The following is a 22,043-nucleotide window of genomic DNA, read 5'->3' as shown; positions in this document are numbered from 1 at the left end:
GGCCAGGTCGAACCGGCCGTAAGGCGGGCCGGGTTGGGCCGGGCGTCGACGGACGCTGGAACCACGTCGTGGACGACGTAGTGAGCGATGCGAGGAGTGCTGTGATGGAAGCGATCGTGTACGAGCGGTTCGGCGGCCCCGAGGTGCTGGCCCTGGGCGAGGCCGAGAAGCCCGAGCCGGGCCCCGGCCAGGTCCGGGTGAAGGTGGTTGCGGCGGGCGTCAACCCGGTCGACTACCGGATCCGCAACGGCTGGATGCAGCACCAGTTCCCCGTGACCTTCCCGGCGGTCCCGGGCCTGGAGCTGGCGGGCGTCGTCGACGAACTGGGCGAGGGCGTCACCGGGTTCGCGGTCGGCGACGAGGTGTTCGGACACTCCGACACCGGCGCGTACGCCGAGTACGCCCTGGCCACCCGCGTCGTGCGCAAGCCGGCCGAGCTGACCTGGGAGCAGGCCGTCGCCCTTCCGGTGGCGGGCGAGACCTCCGAGCGGGTCCTGCGGCTGCTCGAACTGGCCGAGGGCGAGACCCTGTTGATCCACGGCGCGGCGGGCGTGACCGGCTCGGTCGGCGTACAGCTCGCAGTGGCCCGGGGTGCCAAGGTCATCGGCACCGCGTCCCCCGCGAACCACGCCTTCCTGCGCGAGCTGGGCGCGATACCGCTGGCGTACGGGGAGGGCCTGGTCGAGCGGGTGCGCGAGGTCGCCCCGCAGGGCATCGACGCGGTGTACGACGCGGCCGGCAAGGGCGCGCTGCCCGACTCCATAGCGCTGCGCGGCGGCACCACCTCCCGCATCGTCACCATCGCCGACACGGGCGCCGCCGACCACGGCGTCCGCTTCAGCGGCGAGGGCACGCCGGCCCCCGAACCGATCTACGAGGCCCACGCCCGCCTGGTCGCCGAGGGCCGGCTGCGCATCCGCCACGCCGAGACGTTCCCGCTCGCCGACGCGGTCAAGGCCCTGGAGCTGAGCGAGGGCGGCCACACCAGGGGCAAGCTCGTCGTCAAGCCGTGACGCCGGCCCGGTAGCGCCCCGGCGTCGTGCCGTACTGCCTGCTGAAGGCGTGCGACAGGGCGTACGGGGTGCTGTAGCCGACGCGCTGGGCGATGGCGTCGAGCGCGTCCGGGGTGGTGCGCAGCAGGGCCGCGGCCCGGGTCAGCCGCCACCAGGTGAGGTACGCCATCGGAGCCCGGCCGACCAGGGCGGTGAACCGGCGCGCCAACGTGGCCCGGGACACGCCCACGTGGCTCGCGAGCCGCTCGTTGCTCCAGGCCGCGGCGGGGTCCTCGTGCAGGGCGTGCAGGGCCTCGGCCACCACCGGGTCGTGCAGCGCGGCCGGCCAGCGCGAGGTGGTGCCCTCCGCCATCCAGGCCCGTACGAGATAGACGAGCAGCAGATCGAGCAGGCTCGGCAGGGCGACCGCGGCGCCGGGCTGCCCGGCCCCGGACTCGCGCCCCAGCAGACCGACGGCGGCGCACAGCCCCGGATCCCGGTCGGGCCCGCTGGGGATGTGCACGACATCCGGAAGCTCCGCCATCAGCGGGTGGGCGTGCCGTCGGTCGAGCCGGTACTTTCCGCACAACAGCTCGGTGTCGGTCGGTGAGTCGGCGACGGCGGCCTGCCGCGACCAGCGCTCGAAGTCGACGGCTTGCTCGACGCGGGCCCGGTCGGCCGGGCGGTCGGCGATCACGTGCCCGCTGCCGTGCGGAAGCAGCACCGCGTCGCCCGTGTTCAGGACGACCCCGGAGCCGCCCTCGGTGAGCATCCAGCAGCTGCCCTCCAGGACGACGTGGAAGCCCGCGCCCTCGTACGGGTCGAGGCGGGCGCACCAACTGCCGCCCACCCGCAGCCTGGTGGAGGACGGCCGGCCCACCCGCACCGCGGAGATCGCGTCACTCACCAGGTCCATGCGGCCAGCCTACCGATGACCCGCCGAGCGCGTGAGACGTTCGCGTATTCAGATGAGCAGGAGAGGCATTGAGCGGCTCATCTGCGCCCTCTTAAGGTCGAGGCAACGGACAGCGAGCGGAAGGCGGCGGGGACGTGCAGCGCATCACCTTGGGCGAGGTCGAGGTCATCAGGGTCGTGGAGTGGGAGGGCACGTTCGGGTCCGCCCGCCAGATCGTGCCGGCCGCCGGGATCGAGGTGTGGAAGGCCAACGAGGAGACGCTCGCGCCGGACTTCTGGGAGCCCGACAGCGATCAGTGGATCGGGGCGCTGCAGACCTGGGTGCTGCGCAGCGGCGGGCGGACCGTGCTCGTGGACACCGGCGTCGGAAATGGCCGGGAGCGGCCCAGCAAGCCGATGTTCCACCATCGGAACACCGATTTCCTGGGGCAGTTGGCGGCCGCCGGAGTGCGGCCCGAGGACGTCGACGTCGTCGTCAACACCCATCTGCACGCCGACCACGTCGGCTGGAACACGGTGGGTCGGGGGCCCGGCGAGTGGGTGCCCGCGTTCCCCAACGCCACCTATCTCATGCCGGCCGCCGACCACGCCCACTTCGACCCGGCCAACGGGCGCGAGCTGCGCGTGGACGACGTGGCCCTCTTCGGGGACAGCATCGCGCCGGTCGTGCGGGCCGGGCAGGCCGTGCTGTGGGAGGGCGAGCACCGCATCGACGACAACCTCCTTCTGGAGGCGGCGCCCGGACACACGCCGGGCTCCTCCGTACTGAGGCTCGCGTCCGGCGGCGACCGGGCCGTGTTCGTCGGCGACCTGCTGCACAGCCCGGTGCAGATCACCGAGCCGTCCTGCAACAGCTGCTTCTGCGAGGACGAGGCGCAGGCCGCGGCCACCCGCCGCCGCATCCTGGGCCGCGCCGCCGACGAGCGCGAACTCGTCGTCCCGGCCCACTTCGGCGGCCCCGGCGCCTTCGAAGTCCGGCGCGAGGCAAGCCGGTTCGCGGTCCGGAACTGGGCGTCCTACAGCGCGTAGCGGGCGCCCAGCTCCCAGGCGCCGTGCAGCGCGTCCGCGAAGGCCGCCGCCAGCTTGTGCTCGCCGCTGGGGCCCGGGTGCGTGCCGTCGTAGGTGTCCCGGTGGATGTCGTACGAGTCCGGGACCGCGGCGAGCAGCAGCGGGGACGCGGCCGTGTCGAGGTCGGCGACCGCCTTGGCGAGCAGTTCGTTGAAGAGGGCCACCTCGGCCGCGAAGGCGGCGTCCTCCTCGGCCCGGATGTTCGGGATGACGGGCAGCGCGATGATGCGGACCTGCGGGTTGGCCTCCCGGGCGCCCTCGACGAACGCGCGCACATTGGCGGCGGTCTGGCCGGCGTCCGTATAGAAGCCGAGGTCTATCAGGCCGAGCGAGACGAGCAGCACGTCCGCCCGGCTCTCCGCGACGGCCGGGCCGATCACCGTGGCCATGTGCAGCCAGCCCTCGCCCCAGCCCGCGAGGTGGCGGCGGGCGGCGGGCGGGAAGCCGGGGTCGGCGTACTCGTGCGAGACGGGGGCCCCGGCCGCCGGGTCGTACAGCGCGGTGCGCGGGCCGACGATCTCGTACGGGCCGTCGAAGGTCGCTTCGAGGTGGTGCCACATGCGGTGGCGCCAGGTGAAGTCGCCGGGGCATCCGATGGTCATGGAGTCGCCGACGAAGAGAAAACGCATGGGGGTCATCATTACCGATCGGTACGCGGTGCTGCGACGTGACGGTGGACACCCCCCGGGGGACCGGACGTGGCCGTGGACACTGGGGGGATGCGTTCGCTTCTGAGGGTGTGCGGGGTGGCCGGGCTCGTCCTGGCGTGTGCGGCGGGGCCGGCCGTGGCCGACGACGGCGGGTTCACCATCAAGGACCCCCGCGTCAAGGAGTCCAGCGGTCTCGCGGCCAGCCGCGCCCACCCCGGCATCTACTGGACGCACAACGACAGCGGTGACGGCCCGTACGTGTACGCCGTGGACGCGAAGACCGGGCAGACCGTCGCGCGCATCACCATGGAGGGCGTCGGCCGGCCGCGCGACGTGGAGGCTATCTCGATCGGGCCCGACGGCGACCTCTACGTAGGCGACATCGGCGACAACCTGGACGGCTCCTGGAGCCACGTCTGGATCTACCGTTTCCACGAGCCGGCCCAGCTCAAGGACCAGACGGTCAAGGCCACGCAGTACGTCGTCCAGTACGCCGACGGGCCGCGCAACGCCGAGGCGCTGATGGTCCACCCGAAGACCGGCCGGGTCTACATAGCCTCCAAGCGCGAGAGCGGCGGCGGCCTCTACGAGGGGCCGGCCCAGCTGTCCGTCTCCGGTACGAACGTCTTCCGACGGGTCGGCGAGGTGCCCTGGGTGACCGATGGCGCGTTCTCGCCGGACGGTACGAAGCTGGCGCTGCGGGGCTACTTCGCGCTGGCCGAATACGCCTGGAAGGGCGGGGCAGGGCCGCTCGGCGACTGGCACGCGGTGCCGGGCACGCCGGTGCAGGCCCAGTCCGAATCGGTGACGTACACCCCGGACGGCTCGGCCCTGATGGTCGGCTCGGAAGGGGCGGACAGTGACGTGGTGCGCGTCCCCCTAAAAGAGGGTGGCGCCAAGTCGCCCTCCGTGGGCGGCAGTTCCACCGATTCGGGTGACGGCGCGGGCAGCGGGAACTATCTGCTCGGCGCGGTGGTTCTGGCGGGCGCCACGGTGCTCGGCCTGGGAGCCAAGCGCGTACTGAGGCGCCGCAGCGGCTGAGGGGCCCGCACCACTTCGCGGTACGGGCCCCGTGACGCGGCTCAGCGCTGCTGGTCCGGGCACACCTTCCAGGCCAGGTGGTAGATGGTCTGGATGTTGCCGTCGGTGGAGTCCATGGCGATGAAGCTGTTGGTGTTCGGGTCAGAGGTGCCGGCGTTCGCGCGCAGCTCGGTGTTGATGTTGAAGTTGCGCTGCACGCCGCAGGGGGCCCAGACCAGCTGGCCCCAGTCGGTGGTGTCGGTGGCCTCCCAGTCGTTGTCGTACGGGCCGTTGAACGGGTGCGTTCTGCTCGCCGTGTCGGGCGAGCCCTGGAAGTAGTACGAGGCCTTCTGGGTGGCGCTCGCGCCGTTCTCCAGGTGGGCGTAGCCGCGGTAGTCGGCGCTCGCGATGGCGTAGGTGAAGCCCGAGGGCACGTGCACGATGAGGTTGAGCTGGCAGTTCTTGCGGAAGTCGGTGGGCTTGGAACCGGCGCCCACCTGCGCCAGGTACTGGCTGTACGTGACGGTGAAGGCGGTGTTGTCCGGGGAGACGGCGACCGCGGCGGTGCCGATGGGGCAGCCGGAGCCGTTGACGGTCGCGACCTCGATCACGATCTTGTCGGGCGGCGCGATGATGCCGGCCGGGGCGGCCTGGGTGAAGAGCGAGGACGCGAGGAACGCTGCGGTCGCGCCGCCTGCGAGAAGTGCACCGGGCATGGTGAAGCTCCGATCGGTTGGTCGGTGGCCTTGCGTGGATGTGGGGAGTCCAGCCGAGCGTTCATGCATAGTTGAGGCATGAACATGTCAAACCTTCGGGCCGGTCCGGCCGTGGTGCGGTGCGCGCCGGAACGCTTTGGATGGTAGGGACCAAGTCCCTTGCGGAATAGGGCAGTTATCGGCCGTGACGTGATGCCTCGCTGGGGGTGCCGGGATGTGTCTGCGGCCCGGGTGGCAGCGCCCGGGCATGCGCGAGGGCCCGGCACCATCACGGTGCCGGGCCCTCGTTCGCCGAACTACCTGATGCTCAGAGCTGCTCGATGACGTGGTCGATGCAGGCCGTCAGAGCCTCGACGTCGGCCGGGTCGATCGCCGGGAACATGGCGATGCGCAGCTGGTTGCGGCCGAGCTTGCGGTACGGCTCGGTGTCGACGATGCCGTTGGCGCGCAGCACCTTGGCGATCGCGGCGGCGTCGATGTCGTCCGCGAAGTCGATCGTGCCGATGACCTGCGAGCGCTTGGCCGGGTCGGTGACGAACGGGGCGGCGTGCTTGGAGTCCTCGGCCCAGCCGTACAGGGCGGCGGCGGAGGCGGCGGTGCGGGCCGTCGACCAGGCGAGGCCGCCCTGGCCGTTGATCCACTTCAGCTGCTCGTTGAGCAGGAACAGGGTGGACAGGGCGGGGGTGTTGTACGTCTGGTTCTTCAGCGAGTTGTCGATCGCGGTGGGCAGCGAGAAGAACTCCGGGACGTGGCGGCCGCTCGTGTGGATGCGCTGGGCGCGGTCCAGGGCGGCGGGCGAGAACGCGGCGAGCCACAGGCCGCCGTCGGAGGCGAACGACTTCTGCGGGGCGAAGTAGTAGACGTCGGTCTCGGCGATGTCGACGGGCAGGCCGCCGGCGCCGGAGGTCGCGTCCACCAGGACGAGGGAGCCCTCGTCCGCCCCGGCCACGCGCTTGATCGGGGCGGCGACGCCGGTCGAGGTCTCGTTGTGGGTGAACGCGTACACGTCCACGCCCGCCTCGGCCCTCGGGTCCGGGTGGGTGCCGGGGTCGCTGCTGATGACGGTCGGCTCGGCCAGCCAGGGCGCCAGCTTGGCGGCCTTGGCGAACTTGGACGAGAACTCGCCGAAGTTCAGGTGCTGGGACTTGCTCTCGATCAGGCCGTGCGTCGCGATGTCCCAGAACGCGGTGGAGCCGCCGTTGCCCAGGATCACCTCGTAGCCCTCGGGGAGGGAGAAGAGGTCGCGGATGCCCTGGCGCACCTCGCCGACCAGGTTCTTGACCGGGGCCTGGCGGTGGGAGGTGCCGAGGAGGGAGGTACCGGTGGCGGCCAGGGCGTCCAGCGCCTCCGTACGCACCTTGGAGGGGCCCGCGCCGAAACGGCCGTCGGCGGGCTTCATGTCAGCGGGAATCTGGATCTCAGCCACGTGCGCGAGCGTATCCGGTTCTGGCCCGCCCGGTCCGGCGGGTCCGCCCGATGAGACGGGCCCCACAGCGCGAGCCTGGGCCGCCTGGGGCTCCGCCCCAGACCCCTGCACCCCATTTTCGGGGCTCCGCCCCGGACCCCGTTCGCGCCTTAAGGGCGCTCGTCCTCAAACTCCCCCAAGGCCTCAAGGGCCAGGGGGACCCCCCATGACAGGCTGAAGATGCCGACCCCGCCAGGATCGATCCCGCCAGGGGCGCGGGGAACTGCGCGAGCAACCACGCACGGTCCGCGGACGAAAGCGGGTCAGGGGCGCGGGGAACTGCGCGACCAGTCACGCACGGTCCGCAGCCGAACCGCGGGGGGCCGGGGGCGGAGCCCCCAGGGTGCCTAGGCCAGTCGTACCGGCAGGGCGAACAGGTCGTTCTGGGTCACTATCGGCTTGTTGCGGAGCTCGGACCGCGGGACCGCCAAGGCCAAGGAAGGGAAGCGGGCGTACAGGGCCGGGAGGGCCACGCTCGCCTCCAGGCGGGACAGGGCCGCGCCCGGGCAGACGTGCGGGCCATGGCCGAAGGAGATGTGCCGCACCGGAGCCGGGGTGCGGGTGACGTCGAAGTCCCCCGCCGTCGCGCCGTGCTGCGCCTCGTCACGGCCTATCGCCCCGAAGGAGACGATCAGCGCCTCCCCCGCGGGGAGAACCCGGTCGCCGACCGCGACGTCCTCCGTCGCGAAGCGGAACAGGACGTGCGAGGTCGGCGTGGACCAGCGCAACGTCTCCTCGATCACGTTCTCCCACGGCACCACCCCGTCAAGCACCAGCTTGCGCTGCGCGGGGTGCGTCTCCAGGGCCACCACCGCGTTCACGATGAGGCTGATCGTGGTCTCGTGCCCCGCCGCCACCATCAGCTGCAGCGTGTTGGTGATCTCCTCAGTACTGAGGTGGTCGCCGTCCTCGGAGGCGGCGAGCAGCGCACTGGTCAGGTCGTCGCCCGGCGCGCGCCGCTTGGACTCGACGATCCGCCCGAACAGCTCGCCCAGGTCGGCCATCATCCGCGGCACCTCCTCAGGAGGCGTCTGCGTGGAGAAGAACTTCTCGAAGAGGGACTTCAGGCGCGGATGGTCGGCCGCGTCCACCCCCATCAGCTCGCTGACCACGCTCATGGGCAGCGGGTACGCGAACTCCGCCTTCAGGTCGACCACTTCACCGGCGTCAAGCGCCGCGAGCCGGTCGAGGATCGACGACGTCAGCGCCTCGATGCCCGCCCGCAGCCGCTCGACCCGGCGTACGGTCAGCGCCTGCGCGACCAGGGTGCGCAGCCGGCGGTGCTCGTCGCCGTCGACGGTCAGCATCGAGCGGCCCGGGTTGGCGAGCCCGATCAGCGGCCAGTCCAGCGGGATCTCGCCGCGCTGCCAGGCACCCCAGCTGTTGATGTCCTTGACCAGGCGGGGGTCGGTCAGGAGCCGGCGGGCCTCCGCGTGGTGCGTCACGGAGTAACAGGCCACCGAGCCCGGCAGCACGACCCGTACCAGCGGACCGGCCGCGCGCAGCGCCGCGCTCTCGGCGTCGAGGTCGCTGACGAACGGGTCCAGGGTGATCGCGCCGCTGTGGTCCACGGGGCACTTCGTCGGGCTGCTCATCGGGCTGCTCCAAGGGCGGGAGTGGGAGTGAACGTCACGGGAAGCTCGGTCAGACCCCGCAGCCACGGGGAGGGCCGGCGGGTCAACTGCCCGGCGGACGCGGCGAGATCGACGTCCGGCAGCCGGTCGAGCAGCACCTCGATGCCGGTCCGCGCGATGACCTCGGCGACCTCCTGCGCGGGGAACGGGCAGCGGTGCTCGCCGTGCCCGAACGAGAAGAACGCGCTGTTCCCGCCGGTCAGCGCGGCCGCGTCGGTGCGTACCTGCGGATCGCCGTTGGCCGCGGCCAGGCCGAGCAGGAGCAGGTCGCCGGCCCGGACGTGCCGGCCGCCGAGGCGGGTGTCGCGGGCGGCCCAGCGGCCCGCCACGTTCTGGGTGGGAGTGTCCTCCCAGAGCACCTCGTTCATGGCCTCGCCGACGCTGTGCCGCCCGCCCGCGAGCGACGCCGCGAACCGGTCGTCGGTGAGCATCAGGCGCAGCGAGTTGCCGATCCAGTCCGCGGTGGGCTGGTGCCCGGCGGCCATCATCACCATCAGGTCCTGGCCGACCTCCTCGACGGAGAAGCCGTACGGGTTGGCGAGCATCCGGGACGCCACGTCCTCGCCGGGCTCGACCTGCTTGGCGGTGAGCAGCGCGTACATCGACTCGGCGAGGTGGCGCTGGCCCTCCAGGGCGCCCTCCCGGCCGTTGATCATGTCGTTCATCGCGGTGACCAGGCCGGGGCCCTGCTCGTCGCCGAATCCGTAGAGCCGGGCCAGGACGCGTACCGGCAGGAGCATCGCGTACTGGCCGACGATGTCGCAGCTGCCCGCGCCGCACAGCGCGTCGATCAGCTCGTCCGCGAACCGCTCGGCGTGGCTGCGCAGTTCGAAGGGGTCGACGGCCTCCAGGGCGCCGGACACCATCGCGGCCCGCTCGCGGTGGCGCTCGCCGACGGTGTAGAGGATCGACGGCTGCTTGCGGCCGATCATGGGAAGCAGCGGCCAGTCGGCGGGGATGCGGTCCCACTGGTTCCACAGGTCGGAGTCGCGCGAGAACAGCACCGGGTCGCTGGTGACCTGGTGCAGCTCGCGGTAGCCGAGCACCAGCCAGGCCGGCACGTCGCCGTCCAGGACGACGGGCGCCACCGCGCCGTGGTCGCGCCGCAGGTCGCGGTACAGCTCGTTCGGCTCGGTCTGGAACCGGGGGCCGCTCAGCGGGACGGGGGCGGGGATGGGGCACGTCACGGTAGGAGCTCCGGTGCCTTCTGCAGGCGTGCGAGATGTTCTACGAGGGTGATCAGGACGGTCTTGCTGGACTCGCGCGACCGGGCGTCGCAGCGGACCAGCGGCACCTCGGGCGGCAGGTCGAGGGCCTCGCGGACCTGGGCCTCGGTGTGCGCGGGGCCGCCGAAGTCGTTGCAGGCCACGACGAACGGCGTGCCGTGGTGCTCCAGGCGGTCGATGGCGTACCAGGAGTCGGCCAGGCGCCGGGTGTCCACCAGGACGACCGCGCCGAGCGTGCCCGCGAAAAGCCGGTCCCACAGGAACCAGAACCGCTCCTGTCCTGGCGCGCCGAACAGGTAAAGCACGTTGTGCGCGTCCAGGGTGATGCGGCCGAAGTCGAAGGCCACGGTGGTGGCCGTCTTCGTACGCACCCCGTCGAGGTCGTCCACGGCCTCGCCCGCCTTGGTCATGGTCTCCTCGGTGTTCAGCGGACGTATCTCGCTGACCGAGCGCACCATGGTCGTCTTTCCGACGCCGAAACCACCGACGACGACGATTTTCAGGCCGTTGTCCGCGGTCCCCGCGAGGGCGGGCCGTTCCGAGCGTGCGGGCCGTTCAGAGATTTCGGAGGCCAACGAGCACCTGCTCCAGGATGTCGGGGTCGGGAAGGCGGTGGGCCGAGCGCGGGTGGCGGGCGCTGATGCGGCCCGTGTCGTGCAGGTCGGCGAGCAGGATGCGGACCACCGTGACGGGCAGGCCGAGCTCGGCCGCGATCTCCACGACCGCCGTCGGGAAGCGGCACATGCGCAGGATCGCCACGTGCTCGGACTGCATGCCGGGCACCGGGTCGGACTCGGTGACCACCAGCGTGACCAGGTCGAAGGCGTCCGAGCCGGAGCGGCTGCGGCCGCCGGTGAGGGTGTAGAGCCGGTCCGGCGAGTCGTCCCGGCCCGGCCTGCTCATGCCCGCGGCTCGGCGCTGAGGTGTTCGCCGAGCTGCTCCACCAGCTCGGACATGTTGTGGCCGACGAGCCCCGCGTCCGCGTCCTCGGCGGCGACCACCGCGAGGTGCGCGCCCTCGCCGGCCTCGACGATGAAGAGGATGCCGCCGTAGAACTCGGCCATCGCGGAGCGCACCCCGCCGCTTCCGTCGCCGAACTCCATCGACGCCCCGTGCGACAGGCTCTGGATGCCCGCGGCGATCGCGGCCAGCTGGTCGGCCTGGTCGACCGAGAGCTCCGGCGTGCGGCACAGCTTGAGGCCGTCGCGGGACAGGACGAGGCCGTGCCGGGCGCCGGGGGTGCGCTCAAGCAGGTTCTCCAGGAGCCAGTTGAGCTTCTCGTCGGTGGTGGTGCCGGTCATTCGGTGTTGCCTTCCGGGGTGGGGGAGTTCGCGCGTACGGCCTGGCGGAAGCTGCTGAAGCGGGCTGCCGCGCCGGACGCGGCGGTCGAGGCGCGGGCCGGGGCCGCCGGGGCGTCCGGACCATCGGGGTGGGCCGCGGCGAGCGCCCGCCCGCGCTTGCGCTTGGGCAGCCCGCTCTCGCCGAACTGCGGGAATTCGCCACTGGTTTCCGCGCTGGTGCCGGCGCTGGGATCACCGGGGGTGCCGGTGGTGGCGCTGGTCGCGGCGGTGGGCTCGGCGGCCGGCTCGTGGGTGGCTTCCGGCTCGTTGGCCGCCTCCGGCTCGGTGGCGGCCGGCTCCGTCGCCTTCGGCTCCTGCGGTACGTCGGCGGCGGGCGCGGCCGTGCTGACGTGGGTGATCAGCTCGTGCGGGAGCAGCATCAGCGCGCCGGTGCCGCCGCGCGCGGAGGGCCGGAACGACACCGTGAGGCCGTGCTTGCGGGCGAGGCGGCCGACGACCGAGAGGCCGAGGCGGGTGCCGGAGAGCCCGGCCAGGTCCAACGACCGGCCGGAAACGGCCTGTTCGGCTCGGCGCAGCTGTACCTCGCTCATGACCAGACCGCTGTCCTCGACGGTGATGATCACCCCGGCCGGTACTTCCTCGACGTACACGTGGACCTCGGCGGTCGGCGGCGAGAAGTTGGCCGCGTTGTCGAGGAGTTCGGCCAGCGCGTGCATGACGCCCTCGGCGGCGTGTCCGGCGACGGCCGCGTCACTGGTGGAGTGCAGCCGTACGCGCTGGTAGCCGCCGATGCGGCCCATCGCGCCGCGCAGGATGGACTCCATGACGATGGGCCTGGCCCAGCGGCGGCCCGAACGCGCCCCGGTCAGTACGGCGATGGAGTCCGCGAGGCGGCCCGCCTGTGCGGTGCGGTGGTCGAGGTGGAGGAGGTCGCCGAGCACCTCCTCGTCGGCGTGCCGGTGCTCCATGTCGCGCAGGTCGGCGAGCATGCCGGTGGCCAGCGCTTGCATGCGGCCGGCCGCGTTGGCGGTGGCGGCGAGGGCTGCGGCCCGCGCGGACTCGGCGCGGCGCAGCTCGGCGGTGTGAGCGGCGACCAGGGCCTTGCGCTCGGCGGCCTGGGCCGCGTCGAGGCGTACCGCGTCGGCACTGCGCCGGGCGGCGTTGGCCTCTTGGGCACTGATCTGGCCGTTGAGCGCGGCGAGCCGGGAACGCAGCACCCGGTTGCGCAGCACGCTGTGCGTCACGGCGTACGCGCCGGCGCTGAGCAGGGCCGCCGCGGCGCCGAGGCTCCAGCCGACTACGGCGCGGGTGCCGGGCGTGGCCGAGACCACCGCCACCGTGCAGAACGCGCCGGTGACCACCGCGGTGATCAGCAGGGCCAGCGCGGAGGGGCGGGTGAGGGAGGGCGACGCCGTCATCGATCAATGCCTTACAGCGCTTATGGCGGGCGAGCGGGGAGCGGGTATTGAGGGCGGGCTGGGAGGAGGTGCGGAACGGGGTGCGGAACGAAGCGTGGAACGGGGTGTTCCTGTTCCTCGGGGAACGAGGGGCAACTATAGGAGAGTTGGTGATCGAATTGGATAGTTCTTGGTGAAGATTCCCGCTCGGCAAGGTTGTTGACCGGCCACATTCGGCTCATCTTGGTCTGTTTCCGGACACGGGACGGACACGGCGTGCCTATGGATCGGACGCGCGGTGGCCGTGCGGCGCTGAGCCCGTGCGGGGCCGGGGACGGGCATCCTGGGCCCATGGCAGATGGTGCGAAGGCCCCGGGACGGAAGCGCGAGCAGAGCCGGGAGCAGGGCCAAGAACAGGCATCCGACCTGGAGCGGGAGCTGTCGCGGGTGGTGCGCGGCCGGGTGGACCTCGGTGTCACCGCCCGCGCCCTGACGACGATGGACGCCTCGAACTACCGCCGGGTGCCGCTGGGCGTGGTCGCGCCGCGCGACGCCGACGACGTGGCGGCGGTGCTCGCGGTCTGCCGGACGTACGGGGTGCCGGTGGTGCCGCGCGGCGGCGGCACCTCGATCGCGGGCCAGGCCACCGGCACCGGGATCGTGCTCGATTTCACCCGCTTCATGTGCTCGCTCGTCTCGGTGGACGCGGCGGCCCGAACCGCCGTGGTGCAGCCCGGGGTTGTGCTCGACGCCCTGCGGGACGCGGTCGCGCCGCACGGGCTCACCTTCGGCCCCGATCCCTCGACGCACAGCAGGTGCACGCTCGGCGGGATGATCGGAAACAACGCCTGCGGAGCGCATTCGGTGCGGTGGGGGACGACGGCTGACAACATCCGTGATCTGACGGTCGTCAGCGCACAGGGCGGTGTTCACTATCTGTCGCAGGGATGGCAGAACTCGACATCGCCTGTTGGTCTACGCGATTTCGTCATCCGTCATCTGTCAGCGCTCCGCACCGGCTACCCCCAGGACCTCCCGCGCCGCATCTCCGGTTACGCGATGGACGCCCTGCTCCCCGAGCGAGGGGCCGATCTGGCGCGGGCGTTCTGCGGCAGCGAGGGCACGCTGGGGGTGGTGACCGAGGCGACCGTACGCCTGGTGGAGTCGCCGCCCGCCCGCGCGCTCGCCGTGCTCGGCTACCCCGACGAGAGCGCGGCCGCCGAGGCGGCACCCGGGCTGCTTCCGTACCGCCCGCTGACGGTGGAGGGCATGGCCGCCGATCTCGTACGGGTGCGGGGCGAGGTCGGCCTGCCGCGCGGCGGGGCCTGGCTGTTCGTCGAGGTCGGCGGGGCGACGGAGGCCGAAGCGCGTGTGCGGGCACAGGAGTTGGCGCGGGCGGGCGACGCCCTTGAGGCGGCCGTGGTGAGCGACCCGGCCGGGGTGCGCGCGCTGTGGCGGATCCGCGAGGACGCGGCGGGCACCGCGACCCGCATGCCCGACGGCACCGAGGCCTGGCCAGGCTGGGAGGACTGCGCGGTACCGCCCGCTCAACTGGGCGCATACCTGAGGGAGTTCAGGTCCCTCCTCTCCTCGTACGGGCTGCGCGGCACCCCGTACGGGCACTTCGGGGACGGCTGCATCCACGTCCGCATCGACTTCGACCTGCTGACCCCCGCCGGGATCGGTCGTTTCCGCGCGTTCTCCGCGGACCTGGCCGATCTGGTGGTCGCGCACGGCGGCTCGCTCAGCGGCGAGCACGGCGACGGACAGGGCCGCGCGGAACTGCTCCCGAAGATGTATGGAGCTGAACTCGTGTGCCTGTTCGGCGAGTTCAAGGACTTGTGGGACCCGGAAGGCCTGCTCAATCCAGGGATCCTCGCCCGGCCCGCGCGGCTTGACGAGAACCTGCGCTTCGAGGCGCTGCCGAAGCGTCCGGTGGACGTGGAGTTCGGCTATCCGCACGACGGGGGTGACTTCGCGGCGGCGGTACGCAGATGTGTGGGTGTCGCCAAGTGCCGTACGGACAAAGGGAGTTCGAGGGCCGACGACGTCATGTGTCCGTCCTTCCGGGCGACCGGCGAGGAGGAGCACTCCACGCGGGGTCGGGCGCGTCTGCTGCACGAGATGCTGGCGGGCGAGGTGGTCACGGACGGCTGGCGCTCGGAGGAGGTGCGGGACGCGCTCGACCTGTGTCTGTCCTGCAAGGGCTGCCGCAGCGACTGTCCGGTGGGCGTGGACATGGCGACGTACAAGGCGGAGTTCCTGCACCACCACTACGAAGGGCGCCTGCGCCCCGCCTCCCACTACGCGCTGGGCCGGCTCCCCGGGTGGCTGCGGGCGGCCGCGCCGCTGGCCCGCCCCCTGAACGCGGCGGCCCGGGTCCGCCCGCTGGCCGCGTTCGCGAAACGTCTCGCAGGGATCGCGCCGGAGCGAACGCTTCCGCAGCTGGCCCCGCACACCTTCCTGAGCGAGCTGCGGAAGCGCCCGGCGCCGAGTGACGCGACGGTGATCCTCTGGCCGGACACCTTCACCAACCACCTTTCCCCGGAGGTGGGGCGCGCGGCCCTGCGGGTGCTGTCGGAGGCGGGACTGGAGGCGGAGGTTCCGGCGGGGCGGGTCTGCTGCGGGCTCACCTATGTGTCCACGGGCCAGCTGGACCGGGCGAAGGTGGTGCTCGGCCACACCCTGGACGCGATGGAGCCGTACCTGAGCGGGGCGGGCCGTCCCCTGGTCGTACTCGAACCGAGCTGCGCGGCCACCCTGCGCACGGACCTGCCGGAACTGCTCCCCGCCGACCCGCGGGCGGCCCGCCTCGCCGCTTCGGTGCGCACCTTCGCCGAGGCCCTTCAGGAGTGCGCGCCGCACTGGGCGCCGCCGCGCCTCGACCGCCCCGTGGCCGGCCAGACCCACTGCCATCAGCACGCGGTCCTGGGTGACGAGGCCGACCGCCGCCTGCGCGAGAAGGCCGGCCTGACGGGCGAGCTCAGCGGCGGGTGCTGCGGTCTCGCCGGGAACTTCGGGTTCGAGCGGGGCCACTGGGACGTGTCGGTGGCCTGCGCGGAGGACCAGCTGCTGCCTTCGGTGCGGGGCGCCGCCCCCGGCACGGAAGTCCTGGCCGACGGCTACTCCTGCCGTACGCAACTGGCCCAGCTGGCGGGCCGCAGGGCGAGGCACCTGGCGGAGGTGCTGGCGGAGGGGCTGAACGGTGAGGGGTAGGGCTGCCTGGAGCCGCTTACATTAGATGGAGTGAGCTGTTCCGCTTCCCGCGGAAAGACGGTTGCGGCAAGCGGGTGCAGTCCAAGATACTGAATCCATAAGTGCATTCTGCTGGACTGCTGGAGTGGGTGGGCCGATGGTGGCTCGTCGGCGGTGCCGAATGCTGAATCCGATGGGAGAGGAGCGCCGGTGAATCCGGTCAAGGGTGCGGGTGCGGCAGAGCCGGTCGCGGCGGCCGCCGTCGCCGTACCGGAGGCTGCCGGTGCGCTGAAGGGCGCGGGCCCAGGCGGGCGCCGGGCGGCGTTCGGGCCGGTCGCGCTGGTGGTGGCGGGCGGCATATCGGTGCAGTTCGGGGCCGCGGTGGCGGTGACGCTGATGCCGAGGGCGGGTGCGTCGGGAGTCGTCACGCTGCGGCTCGTCGCCGCGGCGATCGTCCTCCTGCTGGTGTGCCGGCCGAAGCTGCGGGGGCATTCGCGGGCGGACTGGGGAACGGTGGTTGCGTTCGGGGTGGCGATGGCCGGCATGAACGGGCTGTTCTACCAGGCGGTCGACCGCATTCCGCTGGGTGTCGCGGTCACCTTGGAGGTGCTCGGCCCGCTGGCCCTGTCGGTGTTCGCGTCGCGCCGCCTCGTCAACGTCCTGTGGGCCGCGCTGGCCCTCGCGGGCGTCGTGCTCCTGGGCGGGGGCGGCTTCGACAGCCTGGACGCGGTGGGGGTGGCGTACGCGCTGGGGGCGGGTGTGTGCTGGGCGGTGTACATCCTGTTCAGCGCGCGTACCGGCCGGCGCTTCCCCCAGGCCGACGGGCTCGCCCTCGCCATGGCGGTGGCGGCGGTCCTGTTCCTGCCGATCGGCATCGCGCAGGCGGGCGGGAAGCTCTTGGTCCCCTCCACGATGGCGCTGGGCGCGGCGGTGGCCGTCCTGTCCTCGGTCCTGCCCTACACCCTGGAACTCCTGGCCCTGCGCCGCCTGCCCGCGTCCACCTTCGCGATCCTGATGAGCCTGGAGCCGGCGATCGCAGCGACGGCGGGCTTCCTCATCCTGGGCCAGGCCCTGTCCTGGCCGCAGGCGCTGGCCATCGCCCTGGTGATCGGCGCGAGCATGGGGGCGGTACGAACCCAGATCCGGGCGGTCTCGGGATAGCCCTGGGTGCGGCGGGGTGGCTCCCTTGGCGGGGCGGGCACTGCGTTGGGAGTGGCCTGGGCTCGGCGATGCGGGGCTCCGCACCGGACCCCGGGGCGCCTCTCCCCCGTCCGAGTGCGCCCCCAACTCCAACCATCCACAAACAACGCCCTCTTGACGCTTTCCAGCTCAATGGGCAACGCTCGTGGAACGGCATGGAACCTGTGGAACGCCGCACAACCCACACAAAGCCATGACCGTTTGGGCAAGCAGAAGACCGGAGGCGGCAGCCATGGCACTGCGGTTCATCGCGAAGGATCCCAACACCAATGGAGCCCAGTGCCCGACGGCCTGGGTGGACGAGGAAGCGGAAGAGATCGTCATCCAGGGCTGGAAGGCCGGCGAGGCGCTGTTGGCCCGGTGCCGCGAGACCGGACCCGTCCCCGGGACGGAAGCCGTGGTGCGGCTGCCGATCCGCATGGTGGCCGCACTCAGGGAGGCATGCGATGTCGCAGACCGACTCGGCGTTCGTTGACCTGCTGGCCAACACGCACCATTCGGCTGTGCACCTGGAGCTGCGCGACTCGTACGGAATCGGTGAGGAGGCCTCCGAATTCGCCAGGTGGCGGGCCGGTTGGCGGCCCCATCCGGACCCGGGGACGTGGTGGAACGACTTCCACACCTGGGTGCGGGACGCGACCGCGCGCGGGGTGGCGTTCCGCCGGGCCCGGATCGTGTCGGAGCCGGTGAGCGAGTACATCCGGTACGAGTACGAGTGCACCTATCAGAACGTCGCCGCAGGCGAGTCGGTGCGCTGGCTGCCACGCCGGAAGGCGTCCGATCTGGCTCTGCCCGGCAACGACTTCTGGCTGTTCGACGGGCGGCTGATCATGTGGAACCACTTCACGGGCGAGGGTGGCTCGGCGGGCCCGGAGCTGGACGAACGCCCCGACGTGGCGAAGCTGTGCGCGGCGGCGTTCGACGCCGTGTGGGAGCGGGCCACGCCGCACGAGGACTACCGGATCTGACGGATCGTCACGCCCTATGTCCGCGTCTGCGTCAACGAGCGTTCAAGCGGCCCGCAAGGCCGTCGCCGACCGCCTCCGGGAGATCCGGCAGGACGCGGGCATCTCGGGCCAGGCCCTGGCGGCCCGTGCGGGTTGGTACAAGTCCAAGGTCTCGCGCCTGGAGAATGCCGTCACCCCGGCGTCCGCCGAGGACATCCGGGCATGGTGCCGGGCCTGCGGGGCGGACAGCGAGACCGGGGACCTGATCGCCGCCACTCGCTCGGCGGACAACATGTACGTCGAGTGGCGCCGCGTGCAGCGCTCGGGGCTGCGACAGCTCCAGGAGTCGTACCTGCCGCTGTACGAGCGGACCCGCGTGTTCCGTACGTACTGCGCCAACGTGGTGCCCGGCGTGCTCCAGACCCACGCCTATGCGACGGCACTCATGCGTTCCATCAGCGAGTTCCACGAGACGCCGGACGACGTGGCCGGCGCCGTCGAGGCACGGCTGGCCCGGTCGGCCCGCGTGGTACGGCAGGGGGACCACCGGTTCGCCCTGGTGCTGGAGGAATCGGTGCTGCGCCACCGCGTCGGCGACGCCGAGACGATGGCCGGACAACTGGGCCACTTGCTGTCCGCCATGGCATTCCCGTCCGTATCGCTGGGTGTCATCCCCTTCGCGGCCGAGCGCCGTATGTGGATGATCGAAACGTTCACGGTGTACGACGAGGAGCAGGCCGAGGCGGAGCTGCTGACGGCCCGGGTCAACGTGACCACGCCGACCGAAGTGCGGCAGTACCTCAAGGCGTTCACGGAATTCGCCAAGCTCGCCGTTCACGGGGCCGATGCACGGGCACTGATCACGTCCGCCATCGATGCCCTGGACCAATCGGCACAGGACTCGTAGAACTCCGTGGAACTTCCTAGGAGTTGAGGCCGCCGAATTCCTAACGTGGTCAACCACCAGCACCACGCGAAGGGACGGCGACACGGTGATGAGCGATTCAGGGACCAGCCCCCGCACCTACCCCCAACCACCCATCGAACTGGCAGGGTTCGTCGAGAACTACCTCTACGGCTGCGCTCCCGTGGCGGAGTGCGGGGTGTGCGCGGCTCTGGCCGAGGAGCTGGCGGCGGCCCGCCGGGACAAGGAGTACAGCAGGGCGTACGACGCGGCGGCCGAGATCCGGAACCACCCCCACCCGGCCCGAGCCCCGAGGGCGGCTTCCCGTCCGGCCCTTCCGCGAGCCGAAGGCGGCGACGGTGACGTATCCGGTGCGTGAGGCGCTGGCGAAGGCGCGACGGTCCGCCGTGCATCTGGAAATGCGCGACAGCTACACCCCTGACGACCCGGAGTTCGCCCGTTGGCGGTCCGGCCACCGATACGGGAACGACCCTGCGAGACTCCCCGACTGGTGGGGAGCCTGGCGGGACGTGGTGGGCGGGGCGACGGCGCGCGGGGTCGTGATGCGCCGGGCTCGCATCGTCTGCGAGCCGGTCACCGACTGCATCCGGTACGAGCACGACGTGACGTTCGCCAACGTGGCGGCGGGTGAACTCGTCCGGTGGCTGCCGCGCCGGAAGGCCGCGGACATCGCGCTGCCGGGCACCGACTTGTGGATGTTCGACGGCTCCTCCGTACTGTTCAGCTACTTCTCCGGGGACGGGAACGCCGTGGACCGGGAATGGCGCACGGAGCCCGCCGTCCTTGAGCCGGTCGGATCGGCCTTCGAAGCGGTGTGGGAGCGGGCCACACCGCACGCGGAGTACAAGCTCGCCTGACGCCTGTTGGCGGAAGGGCAAGGCGGGGGGCAATCAAGGCCGAAAATAAATGCAAGCACGCTTGCTTGTTTCAGGGCCGCCTGCCATGCTCCGGGGCACACCCGCTGTCCCGGAGGGGAGCGCACCGTGTCCGAACCGGCCGGTCCAACCGACGCCGTTCTCGCCGTCCTCGACGACCTGCGTGCCGAAGGGGGTGAACTCGACGTACTGATAGGGGAGTTGAGCCCCGCGCAGTGGGCCACTCCCACCGCCGCCCCCGCGTGGACCATCGCGCATCAGGTCGCGCACCTCGCCTGGACCGACACCGCCGCCCTGCTAGCCGTCACCGATCCCGACGCGTTCGCGGCGGAGGTCGAGAAGGCCGTCGCGTCGCCGGACACCTTCGTGGACGACGGGGCCGAGGCCGGGGCCCTGCTCCCGCCCGCCGAGCTCCTCGCGTGGTGGCGGGACAGTCGCGTACAGCTTCAACGGGCCTTGCGTGAGGCGCCAGTTGGGGCGAAGTTCCCCTGGTACGGGCCGCCCATGTCCACCGCGTCCATGGCCACCGGCCGCCTCATGGAGACCTGGGCGCACGGCCAGGACGTCTTCGACGCGCTCGGCCGCACCCGCAAGCCCACCGACCGGCTCCGCCACGTCGCCCGCATCGGCATCCGCGCCCGCAACTACGCGTTCACGGTACGGGGGTTGACGCCGCCGGCCGACGAATTCCGCGTCGAGCTCACCGCGCCGGACGGCGCAAGCACGTGGACGTACGGGCCGGACGACGCCCAACAGCGCGTCTCCGGGCCCGCGTTGGACTTCTGCCTCCTTGTCACCCAGCGCCTGCACCGCTCCGACACCGCCGTGCGGGCCGAAGGCGCCGACGCCGACCGCTGGCTCGACATCGCGCAGGCCTTCGCCGGCCCGGCCGGCCCCGGCCGCCCGCCCAAGGGCGCCGCATGAACCAGGACGGGCGAATACTGCGGATCGGGAACGCCTCCGGGTTCTACGGCGACCGGTTCGACGCGGTGCGGGAGATGCTGACCGGCGGCCCCCTCGACGTCCTCACGGGCGACTACCTCGCCGAGCTCACCCTGCTGATCCTCGGCCGCGACCGGCTGCGCGACCCGCGGCTCGGGTACGCCAAGACGTTCCTGCGGCAACTGGAGGAGTGCCTCGGGACCGCGAAGGAGCGCGGGGTACGCATCATCGCCAATGCGGGCGGGCTCAATCCGGCCGGACTGGCCGACGCTGTAAGGGAGTTGAGTGATCGTGTAGGCGTTCCCGTACGGGTCGCCCATGTCGAGGGCGATGCCCTGCCGCTGCCCGAGGGGGCACTCACGGCCAACGCGTACCTCGGTGGCGGTGGCATCGCGGCGTGCCTGCGCGGCGGGGCGGACGTCGTCGTCACGGGGCGGGTCACGGACGCGGCCCTGGTCACGGGGCCGGCCGCGTGGTGGTTCGGCTGGGGGCCCGAGGAGTACGACGCGCTCGCGGGCGCGGTCGTCGCCGGGCACGTCCTGGAGTGCGGCACCCAGGCCACCGGCGGGAACTACGCCTTCTTCACGGACTTCGCGGGCCGCGACCTCATCCGGCCCGGCTTCCCCCTCGCCGAGATCCACGCCGACGGCAGCTGCGTCATCACCAAGCACCCCGGCACGGGCGGGGTCGTCGATACGGGCACGGTCACCGCGCAGCTCCTGTACGAGACGACCGGCGCCCGGTACGCGGGCCCCGATGTCACCGCGCGGCTCGACACCGTACGGCTCGACCAGGACGGGCCCGACCGGGTGCGCATCACCGGCGTACGGGGCGAGGCGCCGCCGCCGACCCTCAAGGCGGGGGTCAACCGCATCGGCGGCTGGCGCAACGAGGTCGTGTTCCTCCTGACCGGGCTCGATGTCGAGGCGAAGGCGTCGCTGGTACGAGGACAGATCGAAGATGCCTTCGGGCGTGCCAAGTGTCGTCCAGGGGAGGTCAGTTGGGAGCTGTCCCGTACCGACCGGCCGGACGCGTCCACCGAGGAATGCGCGAGTGCGCTGCTGCGCCTTGTCGTGCGGGATCCCGATCCCGAGGCGGTGGGGCGGGTGGTGAGCGGCGCGGCGATCGAGCTGGCGCTCGGCAGCTACCCGGGCTTCCACGTCACGGCTCCGCCGGGGAAGGGAGCGCCGTACGGGGTGTTCTCGGCGGTGCATGTGGATGCGGGGTCGGTGGAGCAGGTGGCTGTACTCCCCGATGGCGTACGGGAGTTGATCCCGCCCGCGCCGCGTACCGCCCGCCTGGAGGTGGTGCCGGAACCCGCTCCGCCTCCCTTTGCGGAGTCGGGGCCCACTCGGCGGGTGCCGCTGGGGTTGGTGGCCGGGGCCCGGAGCGGGGACAAGGGCGGGGACGTGAACGTGGGGGTCTGGGTTCGGGAGGAGGGGGCGTGGGGGTGGATCTCGGCGAGGGGAAAGCCGGGCGGGATGAGGTGGCGGCCCGCGAAGGCCGTGAAGAAGGGGTAGTTCCCGCCGGTGGCCTGGGTGCCGCACTCCAGGACGTGCCCGGCGACGACCGCGC

21 protein-coding genes and 2 pseudogenes are annotated in these 22,043 nt (G+C 72.0%); 12 read left to right on the top strand and 11 right to left on the bottom strand.

Going from position 1 to position 22,043, the window contains the following annotated elements; genetic code table 11:
• Positions 1-104 precede the first annotated feature (104 nt).
• Complete coding sequence (locus ADK54_RS40210; RefSeq protein ID WP_053730815.1) at positions 105-1,013, top strand: NADP-dependent oxidoreductase; 909 nt, start codon at positions 105-107, stop codon at positions 1,011-1,013.
• Here the strand turns inward: ADK54_RS40210 and ADK54_RS40205 are convergent.
• Entirely contained in the window at positions 1,003-1,908 is a 906-nt protein-coding gene (locus ADK54_RS40205) for an AraC family transcriptional regulator (protein WP_053730814.1), read from the bottom strand. The genes ADK54_RS40210 and ADK54_RS40205 overlap by 11 nt on opposite strands.
• 134 nt (positions 1,909-2,042) lie before the next feature.
• Here ADK54_RS40205 and ADK54_RS40200 point away from each other — a divergent pair, with 134 nt between their 5' ends.
• Positions 2,043-2,936: an MBL fold metallo-hydrolase gene (locus ADK54_RS40200; RefSeq protein ID WP_053730813.1), complete on the top strand. Its 894-nt coding sequence runs from the start codon at positions 2,043-2,045 to the stop codon at positions 2,934-2,936.
• On the opposite strand, the gene ADK54_RS40195 is transcribed toward ADK54_RS40200, so the two are convergent.
• On the bottom strand, positions 2,924-3,604 hold the full coding sequence (locus ADK54_RS40195) for a GDSL-type esterase/lipase family protein (protein WP_053730812.1): 681 nt from the start codon (positions 3,602-3,604) through the stop codon (positions 2,924-2,926). The genes ADK54_RS40200 and ADK54_RS40195 overlap by 13 nt on opposite strands.
• A gap of 90 nt (positions 3,605-3,694) precedes the next feature.
• On the opposite strand from ADK54_RS40195, the gene ADK54_RS40190 reads away from it, so the two are divergent.
• Complete coding sequence (locus ADK54_RS40190; protein ID WP_053730811.1) at positions 3,695-4,666, top strand: hypothetical protein; 972 nt, start codon at positions 3,695-3,697, stop codon at positions 4,664-4,666.
• A gap of 41 nt (positions 4,667-4,707) precedes the next feature.
• On the opposite strand, the gene ADK54_RS40185 is transcribed toward ADK54_RS40190, so the two are convergent.
• The 8 genes from ADK54_RS40185 to ADK54_RS40150 form a co-directional block, all read right to left on the bottom strand.
• Positions 4,708-5,361, bottom strand: a complete 654-nt coding sequence (locus ADK54_RS40185) for a DUF4360 domain-containing protein (protein WP_053730810.1) — start codon at positions 5,359-5,361, stop codon at positions 4,708-4,710.
• A 307-nt stretch (positions 5,362-5,668) separates the two neighbouring features.
• On the bottom strand, positions 5,669-6,787 hold the full coding sequence (serC, locus tag ADK54_RS40180; RefSeq protein ID WP_053730809.1) for a phosphoserine transaminase: 1,119 nt from the start codon (positions 6,785-6,787) through the stop codon (positions 5,669-5,671).
• A gap of 386 nt (positions 6,788-7,173) precedes the next feature.
• Entirely contained in the window at positions 7,174-8,421 is a 1,248-nt protein-coding gene (locus ADK54_RS40175; protein WP_053730808.1) for a cytochrome P450 family protein, read from the bottom strand.
• Positions 8,418-9,647, bottom strand: a complete 1,230-nt coding sequence (locus ADK54_RS40170; RefSeq protein ID WP_053730807.1) for a cytochrome P450 — start codon at positions 9,645-9,647, stop codon at positions 8,418-8,420. The genes ADK54_RS40175 and ADK54_RS40170 overlap by 4 nt, the downstream gene beginning before the upstream one ends.
• Positions 9,644-10,261: a GTP-binding protein gene (locus tag ADK54_RS40165; RefSeq protein ID WP_053730806.1), complete on the bottom strand. Its 618-nt coding sequence runs from the start codon at positions 10,259-10,261 to the stop codon at positions 9,644-9,646. Before ADK54_RS40165 ends, ADK54_RS40170 begins: the two co-directional genes overlap by 4 nt.
• Positions 10,242-10,589 (bottom strand): DUF742 domain-containing protein, encoded by a 348-nt coding sequence (locus ADK54_RS40160; RefSeq protein WP_053730805.1) that lies wholly within the window; start codon positions 10,587-10,589, stop codon positions 10,242-10,244. Before ADK54_RS40160 ends, ADK54_RS40165 begins: the two co-directional genes overlap by 20 nt.
• Complete coding sequence (locus ADK54_RS40155) at positions 10,586-10,987, bottom strand: roadblock/LC7 domain-containing protein (protein WP_053730804.1); 402 nt, start codon at positions 10,985-10,987, stop codon at positions 10,586-10,588. The genes ADK54_RS40160 and ADK54_RS40155 overlap by 4 nt, the downstream gene beginning before the upstream one ends.
• Positions 10,984-12,405 (bottom strand): sensor histidine kinase, encoded by a 1,422-nt coding sequence (locus ADK54_RS40150; RefSeq protein WP_053730803.1) that lies wholly within the window; start codon positions 12,403-12,405, stop codon positions 10,984-10,986. The genes ADK54_RS40155 and ADK54_RS40150 overlap by 4 nt, the downstream gene beginning before the upstream one ends.
• Before the next feature lie 330 nt (positions 12,406-12,735).
• Here ADK54_RS40150 and ADK54_RS40145 point away from each other — a divergent pair, with 330 nt between their 5' ends.
• The 9 genes and pseudogenes from ADK54_RS40145 to ADK54_RS40105 all read left to right on the top strand — a co-directional run.
• A complete protein-coding gene (locus ADK54_RS40145) occupies positions 12,736-15,600 on the top strand; it encodes an FAD-binding and (Fe-S)-binding domain-containing protein (protein ID WP_078967016.1) in 2,865 nt (954 codons plus the stop codon).
• Between the two features lie 189 nt (positions 15,601-15,789).
• On the top strand, positions 15,790-16,740 hold the full coding sequence (locus ADK54_RS40140; protein WP_053730802.1) for an EamA family transporter: 951 nt from the start codon (positions 15,790-15,792) through the stop codon (positions 16,738-16,740).
• 271 nt (positions 16,741-17,011) lie between these two features.
• Complete coding sequence (locus ADK54_RS40135) at positions 17,012-17,254, top strand: hypothetical protein (protein ID WP_053730801.1); 243 nt, start codon at positions 17,012-17,014, stop codon at positions 17,252-17,254.
• Positions 17,226-17,747, top strand: coding sequence for a DUF6879 family protein (locus ADK54_RS40130; protein ID WP_053730800.1), 522 nt, complete (start codon positions 17,226-17,228; stop codon positions 17,745-17,747). The genes ADK54_RS40135 and ADK54_RS40130 overlap by 29 nt, the downstream gene beginning before the upstream one ends.
• A 16-nt stretch (positions 17,748-17,763) precedes the next feature.
• Positions 17,764-18,633 carry a helix-turn-helix domain-containing protein gene (locus tag ADK54_RS40125; protein WP_053730799.1) on the top strand — a complete coding sequence of 290 codons (870 nt, stop codon included), beginning with the start codon at positions 17,764-17,766 and terminating at the stop codon, positions 18,631-18,633.
• Between the two features lie 88 nt (positions 18,634-18,721).
• Positions 18,722-19,009: a hypothetical protein gene (locus ADK54_RS40120; protein ID WP_053730798.1), complete on the top strand. Its 288-nt coding sequence runs from the start codon at positions 18,722-18,724 to the stop codon at positions 19,007-19,009.
• Entirely contained in the window at positions 18,990-19,508 is a 519-nt protein-coding gene (locus tag ADK54_RS40115; protein WP_107090742.1) for a DUF6879 family protein, read from the top strand. The genes ADK54_RS40120 and ADK54_RS40115 overlap by 20 nt, the downstream gene beginning before the upstream one ends.
• Before the next feature lie 126 nt (positions 19,509-19,634).
• A complete protein-coding gene (locus tag ADK54_RS40110; RefSeq protein ID WP_053730797.1) occupies positions 19,635-20,450 on the top strand; it encodes a TIGR03084 family metal-binding protein in 816 nt (271 codons plus the stop codon).
• A pseudogene (locus ADK54_RS40105) lies at positions 20,447-21,928 on the top strand (acyclic terpene utilization AtuA family protein); the annotation flags it as partial. The gene ADK54_RS40110 and the pseudogene ADK54_RS40105, both read left to right, overlap by 4 nt.
• A gap of 44 nt (positions 21,929-21,972) precedes the next feature.
• On the opposite strand, the pseudogene ADK54_RS48050 reads toward ADK54_RS40105, so the two are convergent.
• Positions 21,973-22,020 (bottom strand): annotated as a pseudogene (locus ADK54_RS48050) (hypothetical protein); the annotation flags it as partial.
• Positions 22,021-22,043 lie beyond the last annotated feature (23 nt).

It is taken from the genome of Streptomyces sp. WM6378 (assembly GCF_001279695.1).
GTDB lineage: Bacteria > Actinomycetota > Actinomycetes > Streptomycetales > Streptomycetaceae > Streptomyces.
The sequence above is the reverse complement of the archived record's forward strand: the minus strand, read 5'-3'. Positions and strand labels throughout refer to the sequence as shown.